The sequence below is a fragment of the Afipia massiliensis genome (assembly GCF_014203115.1).
GTDB lineage: Bacteria > Pseudomonadota > Alphaproteobacteria > Rhizobiales > Xanthobacteraceae > Afipia > Afipia massiliensis.
In genome coordinates this window covers 63920-81281 of sequence record NZ_JACHIJ010000005.1, presented here as the reverse complement: position 1 = coordinate 81281, position 17362 = coordinate 63920, and the positions used below count along the sequence as shown (strand labels likewise).

The following is a 17362-nucleotide window of genomic DNA, read 5'->3' as shown; positions in this document are numbered from 1 at the left end:
TGTCGTAGCGACGCGGCTCTTTCGCGTCGCCGTCTCTCCGTTTTCAGGTCAGTATTATGTCTTTCGTCCGAACGGCTTTGCGCATGATTTGCGCATTGCTTATCATAACAATTCCCGCCGCAGCCACCGAACCGCGTCCCACGCGCTCCATTTCGCTGCCGCAGGCACTGCAGCGGGCGCTGTCGGCTAATCCGCGCTTAACAGCCGCTGAGCGCGATATCGGGATAGCGGGGGGGCTTCGCATTCAGGCCGGAGCGTTGCCCAATCCTGACGTTTCCTTTGAACTGGATAATGCCCTTGGCTCCGGTCCCTACAAGGGAACGCGGTCCGCCGAGACAACTTTACAGCTCAGCCAACTCGTCGAGCTTGGAGGGAAGCGCGAAGCCCGTCTGGCCGCCGGCGAAGCCGGCGTAGGAAGCGCGGTCTGGCAGAGGCGTGCGACGCGCCTCGAAGTCCTCTCAGAGACTGCTATCGCATTCATCACGATTATCAGCGCCCAACGCCGGATCGAAATCTTCGACGAGCAGATCGCAAGCTTCGATACGCTCATTCCACTGCTTCAAAAGCGCGTTCAGGAGGGCGCTTCGTCGCCCGCCGAGACCCTGCGTGCCCAGGTCGCGGCCGATCTGTTTCGAGTCGAACGCGAGCGGTCGAAGACGCTCTTGGCGACAGCGCGGCGTGATCTGGCGATCCTGATGGGCGACAGCAGCCCGCGCTTCGGAACCGCGGTCGGGCGGCTTGCAAATATCGGCCAGCCGCCTTCGTTTCAGGCGGTCGTCAACGCCATCGAAGCCAATCCCCAGCTCATGCGGTGGACTGCCGTCACTGCCCAGCGCAATGCTGAACTGCTCATCGCGCGCCTGAAAGCGATCCCTGACCCGCGCATTTCGGCGGGTTGGCGCCACTATCAAGACACCAACGATAACGCTGTGCGCTTGGGCGTCTCGATTCCGTTGCCGATCTTCGACCAGAATACCGGCAACATTATCGCGGCCCAAGAGTCGCTGGCGAAGACCAATGCCGAGCGCGCCATCAACAAGCTCGTCCTGATCAGCATCGCGGGCCGTGCCTACGACACGCTGACTGGAGCGCTTGCGGAACTCAAGCTGCTGCGGTCCTCGGTCATCCCGAAGGCGCGCAGCGCTTCTGAGACCATCCTGAGCGGCTACACGCAAGGCAGGTTCACCTTGCTCGAACTGCTCGACGTCCGGGGCGCTGTTTTGCAGGCGCTGCTTCGCGAGCAGGAGGCCTTGCAGAATTTCCATATCGCGATCGCGACGATCGAAGGTCTCGTCGGTAACCCGTTTTCGCTAACCCGCGAGAGTTCAAGATGATCAAAGGACTAATTCGGTACTCGGTGTTTTTGCTAGTTGTCGGGACGCTTGTTTATGGCGGCTATCGGTTGCTGGCGCCGGCAACTCCCAAACCAGGCTCGACGGAAAAGGTGGAAAAGGAAGAACATTCCGAAGGGATCGAAATGAGCGACGCCAAAGTGGCCGCAGCCGGTATCGAACTTGCCAAGGCATCACCCGGCGTCTTGCGCGATAGCCTGCTGTTGAACGGCATGGTCCAGCCAAACCAGGAATCGCTGGTGCAGGTCACGCCAAGATTTCCCGGAATCGTGCGCGAAACCCGCAAGCGGGTCGGCGATCGCGTCCAAAAGGGCGATGTTCTTGCGATCGTCGAGAGCAACCAAAGCCTGACGCCTTATGAACTGAAGGCGTCTCTCGCGGGTACGGTGATCGATCGCCAGACCACACTGGGCGAATACGTTTCCGAGCAAAAGCCTGCGTTTGTTATCGCGGATCTGTCGACCGTCTGGGTGGATCTTTCTGTCTACCGCCGCGATCTGAACCGCGTCAGCGTCGGCGACCAGGTTCTTGTCGATCCCGCCGATGGTGGTCCTCCGATCGAAACGAAGATTGCCTATCTGGCTCCAATCGGCAGCAGCGACACCCAGAGCGCTCTCGCGAGAGCCATCGTGCCTAACTTAGACCAACGGTTGCGTCCGGGCCTATTCATTACTGGACGGCTGACGTTGTCGGCGAAGAAGGTGAATGTGGCGGTGAAGTCGTCCGCGCTGCAGACAGTGGAAAATCGAACCGTTGTATTCGTCCGCAACGGCGACAAGTTTGAAGTCCGCGATGTCGAACTCGGCGGGCGCGACCCGGAAATCGTCGAAATAGCATTCGGCCTTGTGGAGGGCGACGTCTATGCCGCCCAGAACAGTTTTATCGTCAAGGCAGAGATGGCAAAAGGATCGGCTTCGCATGAACACTGATAGCGACATGATGCTGGTCACAGCGCTGATCAGGCCGCACATGGAAGGCCATGTGGTGCGCATGCTTCACGACCTGCCTGATTTTCCGGGTTTCACACTCACCGAAACCCGCGGTCAGGGGCGAGGACGAGGGCAAGGCGGCGCCTATGTCTCATCTGAATTCGATCTGACGTATCACCAGTTTCTCGAACTCCGGCTGGTGTGCCGATCCGAACTGGCAGACGAGATTAGTGGCCGCATCGCGTCGGCCGCCTGGACCGGCAGAAAGGGAGATGGCGTCGTGTTCATAACGCCCATCCATTCTTTCGCGCGCATCAGGGAAATCGGCAAGCGTCCGGAGAAGTCCAATGATTGACGGTATCCTTTCGTTTTCCATCCGCCAGAGGTGGCTGGTGATGATCGGTGCTCTGCTCATGGCAGCGTTCGGAGCGTGGAATTTCACGCGCCTGCCGATTGATGCGGTGCCCGACATCACCAACGTTCAGGTTCAGATCAATACCAGCGCCCCGGGCTACTCACCGCTTGAGGTGGAACAGCGGATCACGTTTCCGATTGAAACCGGGATGGGCGGTCTTCCTAACCTGCTTAATACTCGGTCGCTGTCACGATACGGGTTGAGCCAGGTAACCGTCGTCTTCAAAGACGGCACTGACATCTATTTCGCGCGACAACTCGTCAATGAGCGCATCCAGCAGGTCAAGGACAGTCTGCCCACGGGTGTCGAAACGGCGATGGGCCCGATTTCGACCGGTCTCGGAGAAATCTATCTGTACACGGTCGAAGCCAAGCCAGGAGCGCTCAAACCCGGCGGCGAGGAGTTCACCCCGACCGATCTGCGCACGATTCAGGATTGGATCATCAAACCGCAACTGCGAAACACTTCGGGCGTGATCGAAGTCAACACCATCGGCGGCTTCGAGAAGCAGTTTCATGTGCTCCCCGATCCGGCACAATTGATGGCCTACAAGCTCAGCTTTCGCGACATCATGTCCGCGCTTGCTGCCAATAACGCCAATGTCGGCGCCGGCTATATCGAGCGCAACGGCGAGCAATATCTGGTGCGCACGCCCGGACAGGTCGCCAACATCGAGGAGATCAAGGAGGTGGTCATCGGGTCGCGCAATGGCGTGCCCGTTCGGATTTCCGACGTTGCCGATGTGAAGGAGGGCAAGGATCTTCGAACCGGCGCTGCCACGCTGAACGGCAAGGAAATAGTGCTGGGCACCGCGATGCTTCTGATCGGCGAGAACAGTCGTACTGTTGCGCAGCGCGTCGCCGCGAAGCTCGAACAGGTCGGGCGATCGCTTCCGGAAGGCGTGACGGCCCGCGCGATCTACGACCGTACCCATCTCGTTGAAGCCACGATCGCAACCGTGGAAAAGAATCTCGTGGAGGGTGCGCTTCTCGTCATCGTCATTTTGTTTTTGATCCTCGGGAACTTCAAGGCGGCGATCGCAACGGCGTTCGTGATCCCGTTGTCCATGCTGTTCACCGTCACGGGAATGTTCGAAAATAAGGTCAGCGCCAACCTGATGAGCTTGGGTGCAATCGATTTCGGCATCATCATCGATGGCGCCGTCATCATCGTCGAAAACTGTCTGCGCTTGCTGGCGCATGAGCAGCAAAAATTGGGCCGCGTTCTCAAACGCGAAGAGCGTTTCGCGACGATTCTGGAGGGATCACGCGAAGTTATCCGTCCAAGCCTGTTCGGCACTCTTATCATCGCTGTCGTTTACCTGCCCGTCCTCACGCTGACCGGCGTCGAGGGCAAGATGTTCACGCCGATGGCTCTCACGGTTTTGATGGCATTGCTTGGTGCCAGCATTCTGTCGATGACGTTCGTACCTGCCGCAGTTGCGCTGCTGGTAACTGGCCGAGTGTCGGAGAAAGAGAACTGGTTTATGCGTGGCTCGCGCCGCATCTATGTTCCCCTGTTATCGAAGTCAATCCAGCATCGCGGCATGATTGCGTTCCTGGCCGCGTTCCTGGTCATTGTAAGCGGCTTCGCGGCGTCCAAAATGGGCGGCGAGTTCATCCCAAGCCTGGACGAAGGAGATGTTGCCCTGCAGGCGATTCGTATTCCAGGCACAAGCCTAACGCAGTCGCTCGAGATGCAACAAATGCTCGAGAAGCGCCTTCTCAAGATACCTGAAGTGAAGGAAACTTTCGCCCGTACTGGCGTTGCAGAAGTTGCAACGGATCCGATGCCGCCTTCGATCTCGGATGGCTACGTGATGCTCAAGCCGCGTGACCAGTGGCCGGATCCGAAGAAGCCAAAGAATGAGGTCGTCAAAGCCATCGAGGAAGCTGCCGAAGAAATCGCGGGCAGCAGTTACGAACTTTCGCAGCCGATTCAGTTGCGCTTCAATGAATTGATTTCGGGCGTACGCAGCGACGTCGGCGTCAAGATCTTCGGTGACGATCTGGAGGTTCTGGCTCAAGTGGCAGCACAGGTTCAGGCCGTCATACAGAACGTACAGGGCGCGGCCGATGTCAAGACCGAGCAGATTTCGGGGCTACCGGTACTGACCGTCAAGCTCAATCGTGCGGCGTTGTCGCGCTACGGCATCAGCGTCGCGGACGTTCAAAATCTCGTCGAGATCGCAGTCGGCGGTAAGAGTGCTGGTCTGGTTTTCGAGGGTGATCGGCGCTTCGAACTGGTTGTGCGGCTTCCGGAGCGCTTGCGCACGAATTTGGAAGCGATCAAGTCGCTTCCCATACCGCTGCCTCCGCTCGACGGTCAAACGAAGGCGATGGCCACGCCCGCAGTTTGGGGAAATTCTCCGCTCGCCCAGATCAGATACGCCCCGTTGTCCGAACTTGCTCAGATCGATGTCGCGCCGGGCCCCAATCAGATCAGTCGCGAGGACGGCAAACGCCGAATCGTCGTTTCCGCGAATGTGCGGGGACGGGACCTGGGATCGTTCGTTGCAGATGCGCAAAGCCAGATAGCCGAGAAAGTGAAGATTCCTGCGGGCTATTGGATCGGATGGGGCGGTCAGTTTGAGCAACTGGTCTCCGCAACGCAGCGATTGACCATCGTTGTGCCAATCGCGCTACTTCTGATCTTCCTGCTGCTATTCATGAGCTTGGGTTCGATGCCTGACGCGCTGCTGGTGTTCAGCGGTGTTCCGCTCGCATTGACCGGCGGCATACTTGCGCTCTTGCTTAGAGGCATTCCTCTTTCGATCAGCGCAGGCATCGGATTCATCGCGCTGTCTGGTGTTGCCGTGCTTAACGGGCTGGTGATTATCACCTTCATCGAAAAGCTGCGCTCCGAAGGTCACGCGATCATAGATGCTGTCAGAGAGGGCGCATTGACAAGGCTGCGGCCCGTCCTCATGACGGCGCTTGTCGCGTCGCTCGGCTTCGTGCCGATGGCGATTGCCACCGGCGCCGGAGCAGAGGTTCAAAGGCCGCTGGCGACCGTCGTCATCGGCGGAATTATTTCATCGACACTTCTCACGCTTCTTGTCTTACCGGCGCTCTACGTTCTTTTCCGGCGTGAAAACGGCGAGAGGAGCGAAGCACCCCAACCCACATCCAATGGAGTTACAACATGAAATACGTTGCAATCATTGTTCTGTCCCTCATCTGGTCGGTGCCGTCTTTCGCGCAACATTCCCATGGAAGCCAAAAGGGACCGAATGGCGGGCAGATGGAGGATGTCGCGGGAGTTGACGCTGAGCTGGTAACATCTGGAAGCACCATCATGATCAACATCTTTGACGAAGGTAAAAAGCCGATTTCCACAAAAGGCTTCACGGGCGCCGCACTTATTGTCATGGGAGCGGGGCGCGAGACGGTCACACTTGCGCCATCAGGAGAGAACGCGTTGAAGGGCGAGGCCAAGGCCCCGATTGCCCCTGGCGCGACGCTCACGTTGACCATCAAGACAGCCGACGGAAAATCAGGCCAAGCGAAATTTAAGAAATAGGATGATCATACGAGGATAGGGTTCATGGCTATAAGTTTGGGCTTGCATCCCATCGGCACAGAGGATCCGGCGCACCTCACCATGTGCTCCGCTCTCCCGAGCGTCTGTCGTTTGTGCTTTCCATGGACTGTGGGGATTTTGTTCCTGACAGCAGTTAGTTCATGGTCTGCTGTTCAGGCGCAATCTTCCCAAGCCAAAATTGTCGGGCTGGGCGCAACTACGTGTCAGCGTTTCAGTACTGATATTAGGTCCAATCCTATCCTTCGTCGCGACTACCTGGCTTGGGCACAAGGCTTCATGAGTGGAATTCTGTCGAGCAGACCCAGCGGAGCTGATGAACAACCCGACCTCAATCCGGTCACGTTCGATCTCGTAAACCAGTTGCATTTCCTCGAAGATCATTGCGCTCAGAACTCGGCGATCAATTTTTCCGACGCCGTCGCGGCGCTATATAAAAGGCTGCGCAAAGAAGGCAAAACATGAACAGCCACACAACTAAAAGTCTGCCTATGGCCGGCACCCCACGCAGTTTGCGCCTCGGTGTCGAGGGGATGGACTGTGCCTCTTGCGCCACCAAGATCGAAAACGCCCTGCAACGGATGCCCGGTGTTGGCGACGTAACGGTCTCAGTGCATCGGGGCACGGTGACAGTTAGTCATGACGGTAAAGTCGAAAACGAAAAGATTCAAAACCAGATTTCGGATTTGGGTTATCGAATCACGCGCGTGGAAGAGCTTGCGGTCAAGCGCGCTGGTCATGAGACGGACGATGGCACGCTCCCGACTTCTGACGACCAGCTCCATTCACACATTGATGGGCTCGATTCGAGCAACCAAGCCTGGTGGCGAACCCGCAAAGGCATGCTCACCATTGCGTGCGGCGTAGCCTTGGCCTCGGCTTTTCTACTGGGCAAATTCTATCCAGCAACAGAGCGTTGGGCATTTCTTCTCGCCATGATGGTTGGCCTTGTTCCTATCGCGAAGCGCGCGCTGTCCGCAGCGCGGGCCGGCACGCCATTCTCGATCGAAATGTTGATGTCAGTCGCCGCCGTGGGCGCGGTGATCATTGGAGCAACTGAAGAGGCCGCCACTGTTGTCTTCCTGTTCCTGATTGGCGAGCTTCTGGAAGGCGTGGCCGCAAGTCGCGCCCGTGCCAGCATCCAGGACTTGACAAAGCTCGTTCCGAAGACCGCTCGGCTGGAAGAAAATGGTCAGGTTCGCGAGGTGCAGGCGGAGAGCCTTTCGGTCGGAGCGATCATCCAAATCCGACCCGGCGATCGCATCCCGGCCGACGGCGTCATCCTTTCTGGAGAAAGCGGGATCGACGAAGCGCCTGTGACTGGCGAAAGCACGCCGGTTCGAAAGGGACCTGAGGGAATCGTGTTTGCCGGCACCGTCAACGGTGAAGGCTTACTGCGCGTGCGTGTCACCGCCGCAGCTTCCGACAATACGATCGCGCGTGTCGTCCGATTAGTCGAGGAAGCTCAAGAATCGAAGGCCCCGACAGAGCGCTTCATTGATCGCTTTTCCCGGTACTACACGCCCGGTGTGGTTGTTGTTGCGGCCTTGATCGCCGTTGTTCCGCCACTCCTGTTCGGCGGTGTCTGGAGCACCTGGATATATAAGGGGCTTGCCATCCTCCTGATTGGCTGCCCATGCGCGCTGGTCATTTCGACGCCGGCCGCCATTGCCGCAAGCTTGTCCGCAGGGGCACGGCGGGGGCTCCTCATGAAGGGCGGCGCCGTACTGGAACAGATCGGGAAGGTCACTGTCGCGTGTTTCGACAAGACCGGCACCTTGACCGCCGGCAAGCCACAGGTCACGGACATACTTGCCTTTGCACGCAGTGAAGCAGACGTATTGCGTTTTGCCGCCGCGCTCGAGTCGGGGTCGAGCCATCCCCTCGCTACAGCGATTCTAGGGAAAGCAACCGAGCGGCAGCTTGCGCTACCGCTGACATCCGACGCCAACGCGATCGGCGGAATAGGCATTCGCGCCATGGTAGAGGGGGTGGAAGTGTTTGTCGGATCGCCCAAGGCCGCTGGCGAACGGGTTCCGATGACACCAGAGCAAAGGGCGCAGATTTCTGCGCTCAATCATGAGGGAAAGACGGTTTCCATTGTTCTGGTCGGGCATGAAGTGGCTGGCGCGATCGCCATGCGTGATGAAGTGCGGCCGGACGCGAAGTCAGGCCTGAAGGCTCTCACAGCCATGGGCATCAAGACGGTCATGCTGACTGGAGATAATCGCAGAACGGCAAATGCAATCGGCGAGCGTCTTGGAATCGAGGTTCAGGCGGAATTGCTGCCTGAGGACAAGCAGAGGATTGTTGCTCAGTTTCAGAAAGCGGGCTGGTCAGTTGCGAAAATTGGAGACGGCATCAACGATGCCCCCGCGCTGGCGGCAGCGGACGTCGGTATCGCCATGGGGGGCGGCACCGATGTCGCGCTGGAGACCGCCGACGCCGCTGTGCTTCACGGTCGAGTGTCGGACGTGGCGGCGATGGTCGATCTGTCAAAGCGCACCATGGTCAACATCCGGCAGAACATCGCCGTCTCGCTTGGCCTCAAAGCTGTTTTTCTTGTCACCACGGTGATCGGATTGACGGGCTTGTGGCCAGCCATTCTCGCGGATACTGGCGCTACGGTTCTGGTGACCATAAACGCCTTGCGCCTGTTGGCGCCGCCCAAACTTTAATGATGTGGAAGAACTGCAAGCAGTTTTGTTTCAACGGAAGGAAAGCAAATGGGTTTCGATCAGTATCACGAGCCGCCGGAAGAGCTTTCACAGGAAACTCGGACTTTCGCGCGGATGATCACGTCTCTGATCGAGGAGGCGGAAGCCATCAGTTGGTATGAACAGAGAATCTCTGTCGAAAAAGACAAGAACGCCAAGGCGATTATGGCAAACGCGCAGAAGGAGGAGTTCAAACATTTCGGAATGAACCTCGAATTTCTTCTCCGAAAAAAGCCGGACTGGCGTGCGGAGCTACAAGGGATTCTGTTCACGAAGGGCGATATCGTCAAACTAGGCGAGAAGGCGGAGAAGAAAGTCGATTAGACAAACGCGGTGTCGGTCTTGGGATATCATGAACGGAGGAAAGTTTTTAGAGCCGGCATAATCTCTTTCGGAGATGCGGCGATCTCCTGCACAGTCCGGAGTCTCAGTTCCACTGGAGCCTTGCTGGAAATTAGGGGCCCAGCAGCAGTTCCCAAGAAATTTACTCTTGTAATTGCCGCAGACGAGTTTCGGCGAGCTTGTCGAGTTATTTGGATGACGGAAAAGAGGCTCGGCGTGGTGTTCGAACTGATCTGACCTCGGGGGCCGATTCTGCTAGACTGTAGGAGGATGCAATGCTGCATTTATTCATCGTACTCATGGTGTGTCTGACCGTAACCGGAGCAAATGCGCGCGCGGCAGGAATGGCACAGGGCAAATTCTCCCCGCTCTCAGATGAACGCCTGCAACAGCTACCGCCAGCGATTCACAAGGCGTTCAAAGCGGCGCAGCGTCTCTGCATGGACGACGCGATAAATGTTCGAACGGGGTATCTGCGATACATTATGGGCTCGAGGGGCGAAGAGTTCATCGCAATTCACTTTGATCAGTTCAGGTGCTCCAATAGCCAAGCGCTATGCTCGCCGAAAGGCTGCCTTCATCGTGTTTTCGTTTCCAGAGCAGGTGTGCATCGCGAGGTATGGCGAGGGAACGTTTTCGAGATAGATATGTCGATCGACTCAGGTGTGCCGTCGATCGACATCAATTGCAGCCGAGACGGATTGTTTTGCCGCAACAAGGTGCAATGGGATGGCAAGCGGTTTCGTTGAGGTTGCCAGATGCGAACAGACATCAGCAAACACAGATAGTCGGGCGGGCATGGCTACCATCATCGGCGGAATCATCACTGACGAAAAGGGCCGCCAAAGGCGGCCCTTTTCGTAATCGCCCCATAGAGAACGCGTGGGATTGACGTTGTTAGACCACGTTGATCAACGTCCGCGCCACAATTTTTAATCGCACGCGCCTTCGGCCGCACGGTCGTAACTTCATACCGCGCAATGGTTCGCGAAAACGCTAGTGGTGGCCGTGGTGACCGCCATGGTGACCGTGGTGACCACCATGATGGGAGAATCCGCCACCGCCAAAGTAAATTCCTGGTCCGCCGTAATAGTACCCCGGTGCTTCATCGTAATAGTAGCTGGGGCCCGTTTCATAGCAGGCCCGGACCCAGCGATAGCCATTCCACGTTCGCTGACATACCAGACGCACCTGTTCGGTCAGTGCATGTCCAACAAATGCGCCCAGTCCGCCGGCTCCCGGCATCGCGTCTGCCCGCGTGCTGACGAGCGATCCTGCACCGGCGAGTGCCGCGACCGCCGCAACTGCAAAAACCAAATGACGCATCTTTTCCTCCTGGGCTAGAAGTCTCCGCCTCGCGCCAAGTCGACGCTTCAGCACAACAAGTCAGAACGGTAGGTCCAATTTATGGTGAACGGCGTTTCAGCATTACGCCTAATTGTCGCAGCGCGATTGTGAGCGAACCGTGGCGAATTTGATCACGGCGTCGTTAACCCGGAAGGCTTTCAATTCCGGCGCGTATATGAGATTTTCGAACCATGGACCGTCACCTCACCATCCGCCGGCTAGTTGCGACCGTCTTGATCGCCGGCCTGGCACTGGCTCCGCTATCGAAGCCTGTCATGGCGGATTCGCTGCCAGGAGGTGCGATGGCCGCCATGTCACAGGATATGGCTGCGTCGGTGACAACGGACGAAATGGCGAACGACATGCCGTGTCGTCCATCGAAAGCCCCGGCCTCGACCGGTTGTGAGAAGTGCCTTCTCATGGCGGTCTGCATGACCGCGAGCTTCGCGGCCGTGCCGGCGTCTACCTTGCTTCGGTTTCCTGCTGTTTCCAGCCGGATTGCACGGCCGAAGGATAATTCCTGGCTCCAGAGCCTGGTCCATCCACCCCCCGACCATCCTCCTCGACTCTTGGTCTGATCGGCGTTTCGACGCCGGTTCGCTGCCGCGCGGTATTCAGCCGTGCGGTTAAACGCATGCCGCATTGCGGCAGATCAGAATGTTGAGGATTTCAAATGAAGACGTTCAACCACCCGCGCGCCGTTCGGGCGGCGCTCATCGGCATTGCAATGACCGGATTGGGCACTGCCGCTCGCGCCGAGATCAAAGACTATGAATTTCAACTCGTCGATCAGACCGTCAAGGCCGGCCCGGACAAGATCGTTACGGTTCGGCTCGTCAACAAGACCAACGGCAAGCCGGTGCCGGATGCGGTGATCTTCGCGACTCGTCTCGACATGGCCCCGGACGGCATGCAGGAGATGGCGACGAAGATCGTGCCTGCTCCGGGCGCGGAGCCGGGCAGCTACAGGTTCAAGGCAACGTTCGGGATGGCGGGCCGATGGCTGCTCTCGCTCGGCGCGAAAGTGCAGGGAGAGACCGGTACTGTCGAAGGCAAGCTCGTCATTACGGCTCAGAAATGAGAACCGCCATCCTGACGATCGCAACCGTCGCCGCAGTAAGTGCGGCGGCGGGCAGCGGGTTCATTGTGGGCCGTCCCCAACATCAGGCAACCGAAGTCCCGCGCATCTCTCTCGTGACAGCCGCGGCCGCGCAGGCCATGGACGCGCCGATCTATTATCAGGATCCGGACGACAAACCGTCGTACTCGCTGACACCCAGGAAGACGCCGGACGGACGTGACTACAAAGCCGTGCCCGCCGGTGCCGACGTCAGCTTTGACGAGGCATCCGCCCCCGAGGCCATGCCACCGGCGCCGATGGATCGAAAGATCAAATACTACCGCAATCCGATGGGACTGCCGGACACGTCGCCAACGCCGAAAAAGGATTCGATGGGGATGAACTATATCCCTGTCTACGAAGGCGAAGACAGCGACGACGGATCGGTCAAACTCTCGCCGGGAAAAATCCAGCGCACCGGCGTGAAATCCGAGCCCGCTGCACAGCGGGTCATCCGCACATTGATCAGGGCGCCGGGAACGATCCAGCTCGACGAACGCCGCATCTCCGTCATTTCAATGCGGGCGGAAAGCTGGGTTCAGAAGGTTGCCGATGTCACCACCGGCACCAGGGTCGCGAAGGGCCAGCCGCTGATGGAAATTTATAGCCCGTCGGTTGCTTCCGCCTCCGCCGAGTACATCGCGACTATCACCTCGAAAACAACGGGCGGCGACGGACCGTTCGGTCGCGGCTCGCGTCAGCGGCTCATGAATCTCGATGTGCCGGACGCTGCAATTGTTGCAATGGAAAAGAACCGCACCGTTCCGATTGCAATCGAGTGGTCGGCTCCGCGCGACGGGATCGTGCTGGAACGCAACGCCGTTGAGGGCATGCGCGCGCAGCCGGGCGATGTGTTGTTCCGTGTTGCGGACACGTCGGTCGTGTGGGCGATGGCTGACGTCGCCGAGCGCGATCTTGGCGTGCTCGCTGTCGGGCAGGCGGTCATCGTTAAGGCGCGCGGCTTTCCAAACCGGGAGTTCGCGGGGAAAATCGACGTGATCTATCCGCAAGTGAATCGGGAAACACGAACCGCGCGGGTGCGAATTGAATTGTCCAATCCGGATGGCGCGTTGCTTCCGGATATGTATGTGGATGCGAGCATCAATACCGGCGCTCCTGAGCCGGTCCTGACGATCCCGGAAAGCGCCGTTCTCGATACCGGAACCAAACAGGCGGTATTCGTCGACAAGGGAGAAGGGCGCTTTGAGCCGCGCGAGGTCAAAATCGGCCGTCGCGGCGACGGTTATGTCGAGGTGCGAGACGGCCTCAAGGAAGGTGAGCCGGTCGTTGTCTCGGCGAATTTCCTGATCGACGCCGAAAGCAATCTGAAGGCTGCGCTCAAAGGCTTTTCGGACGCCGGAGCCCACCAATGATCGCCCGCCTCATCGCATGGTCGGCCCGCAACCTGCTGCTGGTTTTTTTCGGCGCCGGCTTTGCCGCGGCTGCCGGCATCTATGCTTTGGCGCATCTGCCGCTCGATGCAATTCCGGATCTCTCCGATACCCAGGTGATCGTCTACACGGAATATCCCGGACAGGCGCCGCAAGTGATCGAGGATCAGGTCACATATCCTCTGACAACCGCGATGCTGACCGTGCCCCGGTCGAAGGTGGTGCGAGGGTTCTCGTTCTTCGGTGTCTCGTTTGTCTACGTTATCTTTGAGGACGGCACCGATATCTACTGGGCGCGTTCGCGCGTACTCGAATTTCTCAATGGTGCAGCATCGCGGCTGCCGGCTGGCGTAACGCCGACCATGGGGCCGGACGCCACCGGAGTGGGTTGGGTCTACCAATATGCGGTGATGTCGAAGGAATTGAATCTCTCCGACACGCGCGCGATTCAGGACTGGAATCTGAAGTTCGCTCTCGCCAAGGCGGAAGGCGTGGCCGAGGTGGCAAGCGTCGGGGGCTTCGTCAAACAGTATAACGTCATCCTCAATCCGCAGCGCATGCGCGATCTCGGCATCACGATGCAGAAGATGCGCGATGCGATCCGCGCCAGCAATGCGGACGTCGGCGGCCGCACCGTCGAACTTTCGGAGTTTGAATATGTCATCCGCGGCAAGGGCTATCTGAAAGGCATCAATGATCTCGGCAACATCGTGCTGAAGACCAGCGGCGGCACGCCGGTCCTGCTGCGTGATGTCGCCCGTGTCGAACTGGGCCCGGACGAGCGGCGCGGCATTACCGAGTTGAATGGAGAAGGGGAGGTTGCGAGCGGAATCGTCCTGCAGCGGTTTGGCGTCAATGCGCTCGATGTCATCGACAACGTCAAGAAGCGCTTCAAGGAGATCGCCAGCAGCCTGCCGGCTTCGGTCGAGATCGTTCCGGTCTATGACCGTTCCGAGCTGATCAACGCGGCCATCGCCACGCTCAAACACACACTGCTCGAGGAGAGCGTGGTCGTGGCGCTGGTCTGCATCGTTTTCCTGCTGCATGTCCGCAGCGCCCTGGTGGCGATCATCATGTTGCCGGTCGGCGTGCTGATGGCGTTCGGCGCGATGAAATTGCTTGGTCTCGGCTCCAACATCATGAGCCTTGGTGGTATCGCGATTGCCATCGGCGCCATGGTCGACGCCGCCATCGTGATGATCGAGAATGCGCACAAGCATCTGGAGCGGGCCGAACCCGGCCGTTCTCGGGTTGATATCCTGATCGAAGCTGCATCCGAGGTTGGACCAGCCCTGTTTTTCAGTCTGCTGATCATCACCGTGTCGTTCATGCCGATCTTCACGCTGGAATCGCAGGAAGGCCGGCTGTTCAGTCCCCTAGCATTCACCAAGACGTTTGCAATGGCGGCGGCAGCTTTGCTGTCGATCACACTGGTGCCCGCCCTCATGGTGATTTGCGTACGAGGCAGGATCATCCCGGAGCACAAGAATCCGATCAATCGCTTCCTGATCTGGATTTATCGGCCGGTGATCAAGACGGTTATGCGCGCCAAGACATTGGTTATCCTGCTATCGCTCGCGGTGCTTGCCGTGACTGTCTGGCCCGCGCGGCAACTGGGCACCGAGTTCATGCCGAACCTGAACGAAGGCACGCTGCTCTACATGCCGACGACGTTGCCCGGTATTTCGGTGACCAAGGCGGGCGAACTTCTGCAAACCCAGGACAGAATCATCCGGTCATTTCCGGAAGTGGCGTCGGTCTACGGAAAGGCCGGGCGTGCATTGACCGCGACCGATCCTGCGCCGTCGGAAATGTTCGAGACCATCATCAACTTGAAGCCGAAAGAGGAATGGCGCGCTGGCGTCACCATCGACAGCCTGACCGCAGAAATGGATCGCGCGCTGCAATTCCCCGGTGTCTCCAATGCCTGGACCATGCCGATCAAGGCGCGCATCGATATGTTGTCGACAGGCATCCGGACGCCGGTCGGGGTCAAGGTGATCGGCACCGATCTGATCGAGATCGACAAGCTGGCAAAACAGGTCGAGCAGGTCTTGAAGGCCGTGCCTGGAACATCGTCGGCGTATGCCGAACGCGGGATAGGCGGATATTATCTCGACGTCACGCCGGACCGGGCGGCACTGGCGCGCTACGGCATCATGATTCAGGACGTTCAGGACGTCATCGGCACTGCGCTTGGCGGTCAGACCGTGACCACCACCGTCGAAGGCCGCCAAAGGTTCAGCGTCAACATGCGCTACCCGCGCGATTTGCGCGACAGTCCGCAGGCCATCGCCAGCGATGTTCTCGTTCCGATGCCAGGCGGCGGCGCGGTCCCCCTCGGCGAGGTCGCCAAGATTGCCCCGTCACGAGGCCCGACATCGATCCGTACCGAGAACGGGCAACTGGCCACCTATATCTATGTCGATATCCGCGACCGTGATCTTGGTCGTTACGTGGCCGATGCCCAGCAGGCGGTGAAGGCGAGCATCCAGTTTCCGCCAGGTTCTTACGTGGTCTGGAGTGGGCAGTACGAATATCTCGAACGTGCGACTGCCCGCCTGAAAATCGTGGTGCCGGTGACGTTGCTGATCATTTTTCTCCTGCTGTATCTCAACTTCCGCTCAGTGACAGACACGATGATCGTCATGTTGTCGCTGCCATTCGCGCTGGTCGGCGGCATCTGGCTGATGTGGTGGCTGGGCTTCAACCTGTCGGTGGCGGTCGTGGTCGGCTTCATCGCGCTGGCCGGTGTTGCGGCCGAAACCGGCGTGGTGATGCTGATCTATCTCAATCAGGCGCTGACGGAGGTCAAAGCGCGCCGCGAAGCTGAAGGCAGGACGCTCGCGCGCGGCGATCTCTACGACGCGATCATGGAAGGCGCGGTCGAGCGCGTGCGGCCCAAGATGATGACGGTGGTCGCCATCATGGCGGGACTGCTTCCGATCCTGTGGAGCACCGGGACCGGCTCCGAGATCATGCAGCGTATCGCCGTGCCGATGATCGGCGGCATGATTTCATCGACGTTGCTTACGCTGATCGTGATCCCAGCGATCTACGGATTGGTGAAGGAAGCGCATCTCAAATCGGTCGCCAAAGTAAAAATTGGGCAGCAAAGCGGGCCCGTCGCTCCTTAAACTCGGATGCCCCTGCCATATAATCGCAAGCTTTCAGCGGCGCGTTCGGGAGCACATCGTTTGGTCGGCGAGTAAGACGTCAAACGTCGCCGCTGCTTAAGGTTGGCGGATCCGCTTAGACAGAATGAAGTCTGTAAATCTATAAACCGATCCCTGATACGGGCCAGGGCATCCCTGTTACCGGGCCAAAATTCCCTGCTATTGTTGCTAGGGAATATGCGGTGAAAGCCCTGCGACGCACCGATTTTTGAACTCCCTTGAGGGCAAAGCCGCGCCGAAACGGTTGTTTTCCCTGTAAAATTCCCTGTTAGCAGGGATTTCTGACGGAGACGGGTGCGATCAGCACTGCGCCGCCAGCCAGCCAGTCCGGCTTTCGGAGAATTTCTTACCTGAGCTTGAGAAAGGCCCGCCGAATGCGGGCTTTTTAAACACGCTGAGGCTCCACAGAGACCGGATTCGAACCATCATCTTCCGAAATCGGGGCCAAGTCTCCACTCAACCATTGAAGAATTCCCGTTTTCTGGAGACTCGCTCTGGAGACCGGAGAATAAAACCACTGCGTGTTGAGGGAGGCAGTGATGGGGCATTCTCTCTGCCAATGTTGTGATCCGGACACCCTTTTCAAACCATCAGGGCCTGTGAAATGTTTAGACCATGTGCTTGAGCCGAGTTATCCGCTTGCTACTCACGGTTTTCGTCGCCGTCGGGTTGGCAGTTGCGCCGCTGGTCGGACCCGCGGCGGCAAAGGCGTCTTCGATTGTTGCGATGACTGACATGACTGACATGGCGGCATCGTCTGCTGACATGCCTTGCTGTCCGGAGAAGCATTCCAGCAATGATTGTCAGGATTGTCCGCTTGCTGCGATGTGTACGCTGACCAATGTCCAGGCCGTGCCGCCTTCGTCGAGCGGTTTCGCAATCAGGGCATCGAAGCGAACATTGATCTCTGCGGTGAACGACCTGATCTTGGACGGCCTCAATGCCGCTCCTCCTGACCATCCCCCTCGAATCCTGATCTGATTGGCGCTTAAGCGCCGGTTTGCTGTCGCGCGAGCTATCGTTTGCGCGGCTA

The 17362-nt window shown here is 58.5% G+C and carries 16 protein-coding genes; 13 read left to right on the top strand and 3 right to left on the bottom strand.

What is annotated here, in order from left to right; translation table 11 throughout:
• Positions 1-56 precede the first annotated feature (56 nt).
• The 10 genes from ihpA to HNQ36_RS17250 are packed head-to-tail and all read left to right on the top strand — an operon-like array spanning position 57 to position 10044.
• The gene (gene ihpA / locus HNQ36_RS17295) at positions 57-1334 is read left to right on the top strand and encodes a divalent metal ion exporter subunit IhpA (protein ID WP_184087177.1); all 1278 of its coding nucleotides are present in this window, start codon (positions 57-59) and stop codon (positions 1332-1334) included.
• The gene (gene ihpB / locus HNQ36_RS17290; RefSeq protein WP_184087175.1) at positions 1331-2281 is read left to right on the top strand and encodes a divalent metal ion exporter adaptor subunit IhpB; all 951 of its coding nucleotides are present in this window, start codon (positions 1331-1333) and stop codon (positions 2279-2281) included. Before ihpA ends, ihpB begins: the two co-directional genes overlap by 4 nt.
• Entirely contained in the window at positions 2271-2636 is a 366-nt protein-coding gene (locus HNQ36_RS17285; protein ID WP_184087173.1) for a P-II family nitrogen regulator, read from the top strand. Before ihpB ends, HNQ36_RS17285 begins: the two co-directional genes overlap by 11 nt.
• Positions 2629-5844, top strand: coding sequence for an efflux RND transporter permease subunit (locus HNQ36_RS17280; protein ID WP_184087171.1), 3216 nt, complete (start codon positions 2629-2631; stop codon positions 5842-5844). Before HNQ36_RS17285 ends, HNQ36_RS17280 begins: the two co-directional genes overlap by 8 nt.
• Positions 5841-6218, top strand: a complete 378-nt coding sequence (locus tag HNQ36_RS17275) for a hypothetical protein (protein WP_184087169.1) — start codon at positions 5841-5843, stop codon at positions 6216-6218. The genes HNQ36_RS17280 and HNQ36_RS17275 overlap by 4 nt, the downstream gene beginning before the upstream one ends.
• Before the next feature lie 24 nt (positions 6219-6242).
• Positions 6243-6701, top strand: a complete 459-nt coding sequence (locus HNQ36_RS17270) for a hypothetical protein (protein WP_184087167.1) — start codon at positions 6243-6245, stop codon at positions 6699-6701.
• A gap of 26 nt (positions 6702-6727) precedes the next feature.
• The gene (locus HNQ36_RS17265) at positions 6728-8914 is read left to right on the top strand and encodes a heavy metal translocating P-type ATPase (protein WP_184087770.1); all 2187 of its coding nucleotides are present in this window, start codon (positions 6728-6730) and stop codon (positions 8912-8914) included.
• Between the two features lie 48 nt (positions 8915-8962).
• Positions 8963-9277 (top strand): ferritin family protein, encoded by a 315-nt coding sequence (locus tag HNQ36_RS17260; RefSeq protein WP_002714842.1) that lies wholly within the window; start codon positions 8963-8965, stop codon positions 9275-9277.
• A 9-nt stretch (positions 9278-9286) separates the two neighbouring features.
• Positions 9287-9532, top strand: a complete 246-nt coding sequence (locus HNQ36_RS26465) for a PilZ domain-containing protein (RefSeq protein ID WP_184087165.1) — start codon at positions 9287-9289, stop codon at positions 9530-9532.
• Positions 9533-9570: 38 nt separating this feature from the next.
• Positions 9571-10044 (top strand): hypothetical protein, encoded by a 474-nt coding sequence (locus HNQ36_RS17250; protein ID WP_184087163.1) that lies wholly within the window; start codon positions 9571-9573, stop codon positions 10042-10044.
• A 247-nt stretch (positions 10045-10291) separates the two neighbouring features.
• Here HNQ36_RS17250 and HNQ36_RS17245 read toward each other — a convergent pair whose 3' ends face one another.
• Positions 10292-10621, bottom strand: a complete 330-nt coding sequence (locus tag HNQ36_RS17245; RefSeq protein WP_184087162.1) for a hypothetical protein — start codon at positions 10619-10621, stop codon at positions 10292-10294.
• Between the two features lie 694 nt (positions 10622-11315).
• Between HNQ36_RS17245 and HNQ36_RS17240 the strand changes: the two genes are divergently transcribed.
• From HNQ36_RS17240 to HNQ36_RS17230, 3 genes are read left to right on the top strand one after another with little or no spacing between them, the layout of a single operon-like run.
• Positions 11316-11723 carry a FixH family protein gene (locus tag HNQ36_RS17240; protein ID WP_184087160.1) on the top strand — a complete coding sequence of 136 codons (408 nt, stop codon included), beginning with the start codon at positions 11316-11318 and terminating at the stop codon, positions 11721-11723.
• The gene (locus HNQ36_RS17235; protein WP_184087158.1) at positions 11720-13135 is read left to right on the top strand and encodes an efflux RND transporter periplasmic adaptor subunit; all 1416 of its coding nucleotides are present in this window, start codon (positions 11720-11722) and stop codon (positions 13133-13135) included. The genes HNQ36_RS17240 and HNQ36_RS17235 overlap by 4 nt, the downstream gene beginning before the upstream one ends.
• Positions 13132-16290 carry an efflux RND transporter permease subunit gene (locus tag HNQ36_RS17230; protein WP_184087156.1) on the top strand — a complete coding sequence of 1053 codons (3159 nt, stop codon included), beginning with the start codon at positions 13132-13134 and terminating at the stop codon, positions 16288-16290. The genes HNQ36_RS17235 and HNQ36_RS17230 overlap by 4 nt, the downstream gene beginning before the upstream one ends.
• 647 nt (positions 16291-16937) lie before the next feature.
• Here the strand turns inward: HNQ36_RS17230 and HNQ36_RS26590 are convergent.
• Both HNQ36_RS26590 and HNQ36_RS26585 read right to left on the bottom strand, forming a co-directional pair.
• Positions 16938-17096, bottom strand: a complete 159-nt coding sequence (locus HNQ36_RS26590; protein WP_184087154.1) for a hypothetical protein — start codon at positions 17094-17096, stop codon at positions 16938-16940.
• 36 nt (positions 17097-17132) lie between these two features.
• Entirely contained in the window at positions 17133-17270 is a 138-nt protein-coding gene (locus tag HNQ36_RS26585; protein ID WP_184087152.1) for a hypothetical protein, read from the bottom strand.
• Positions 17271-17362: the final 92 nt, after the last annotated feature.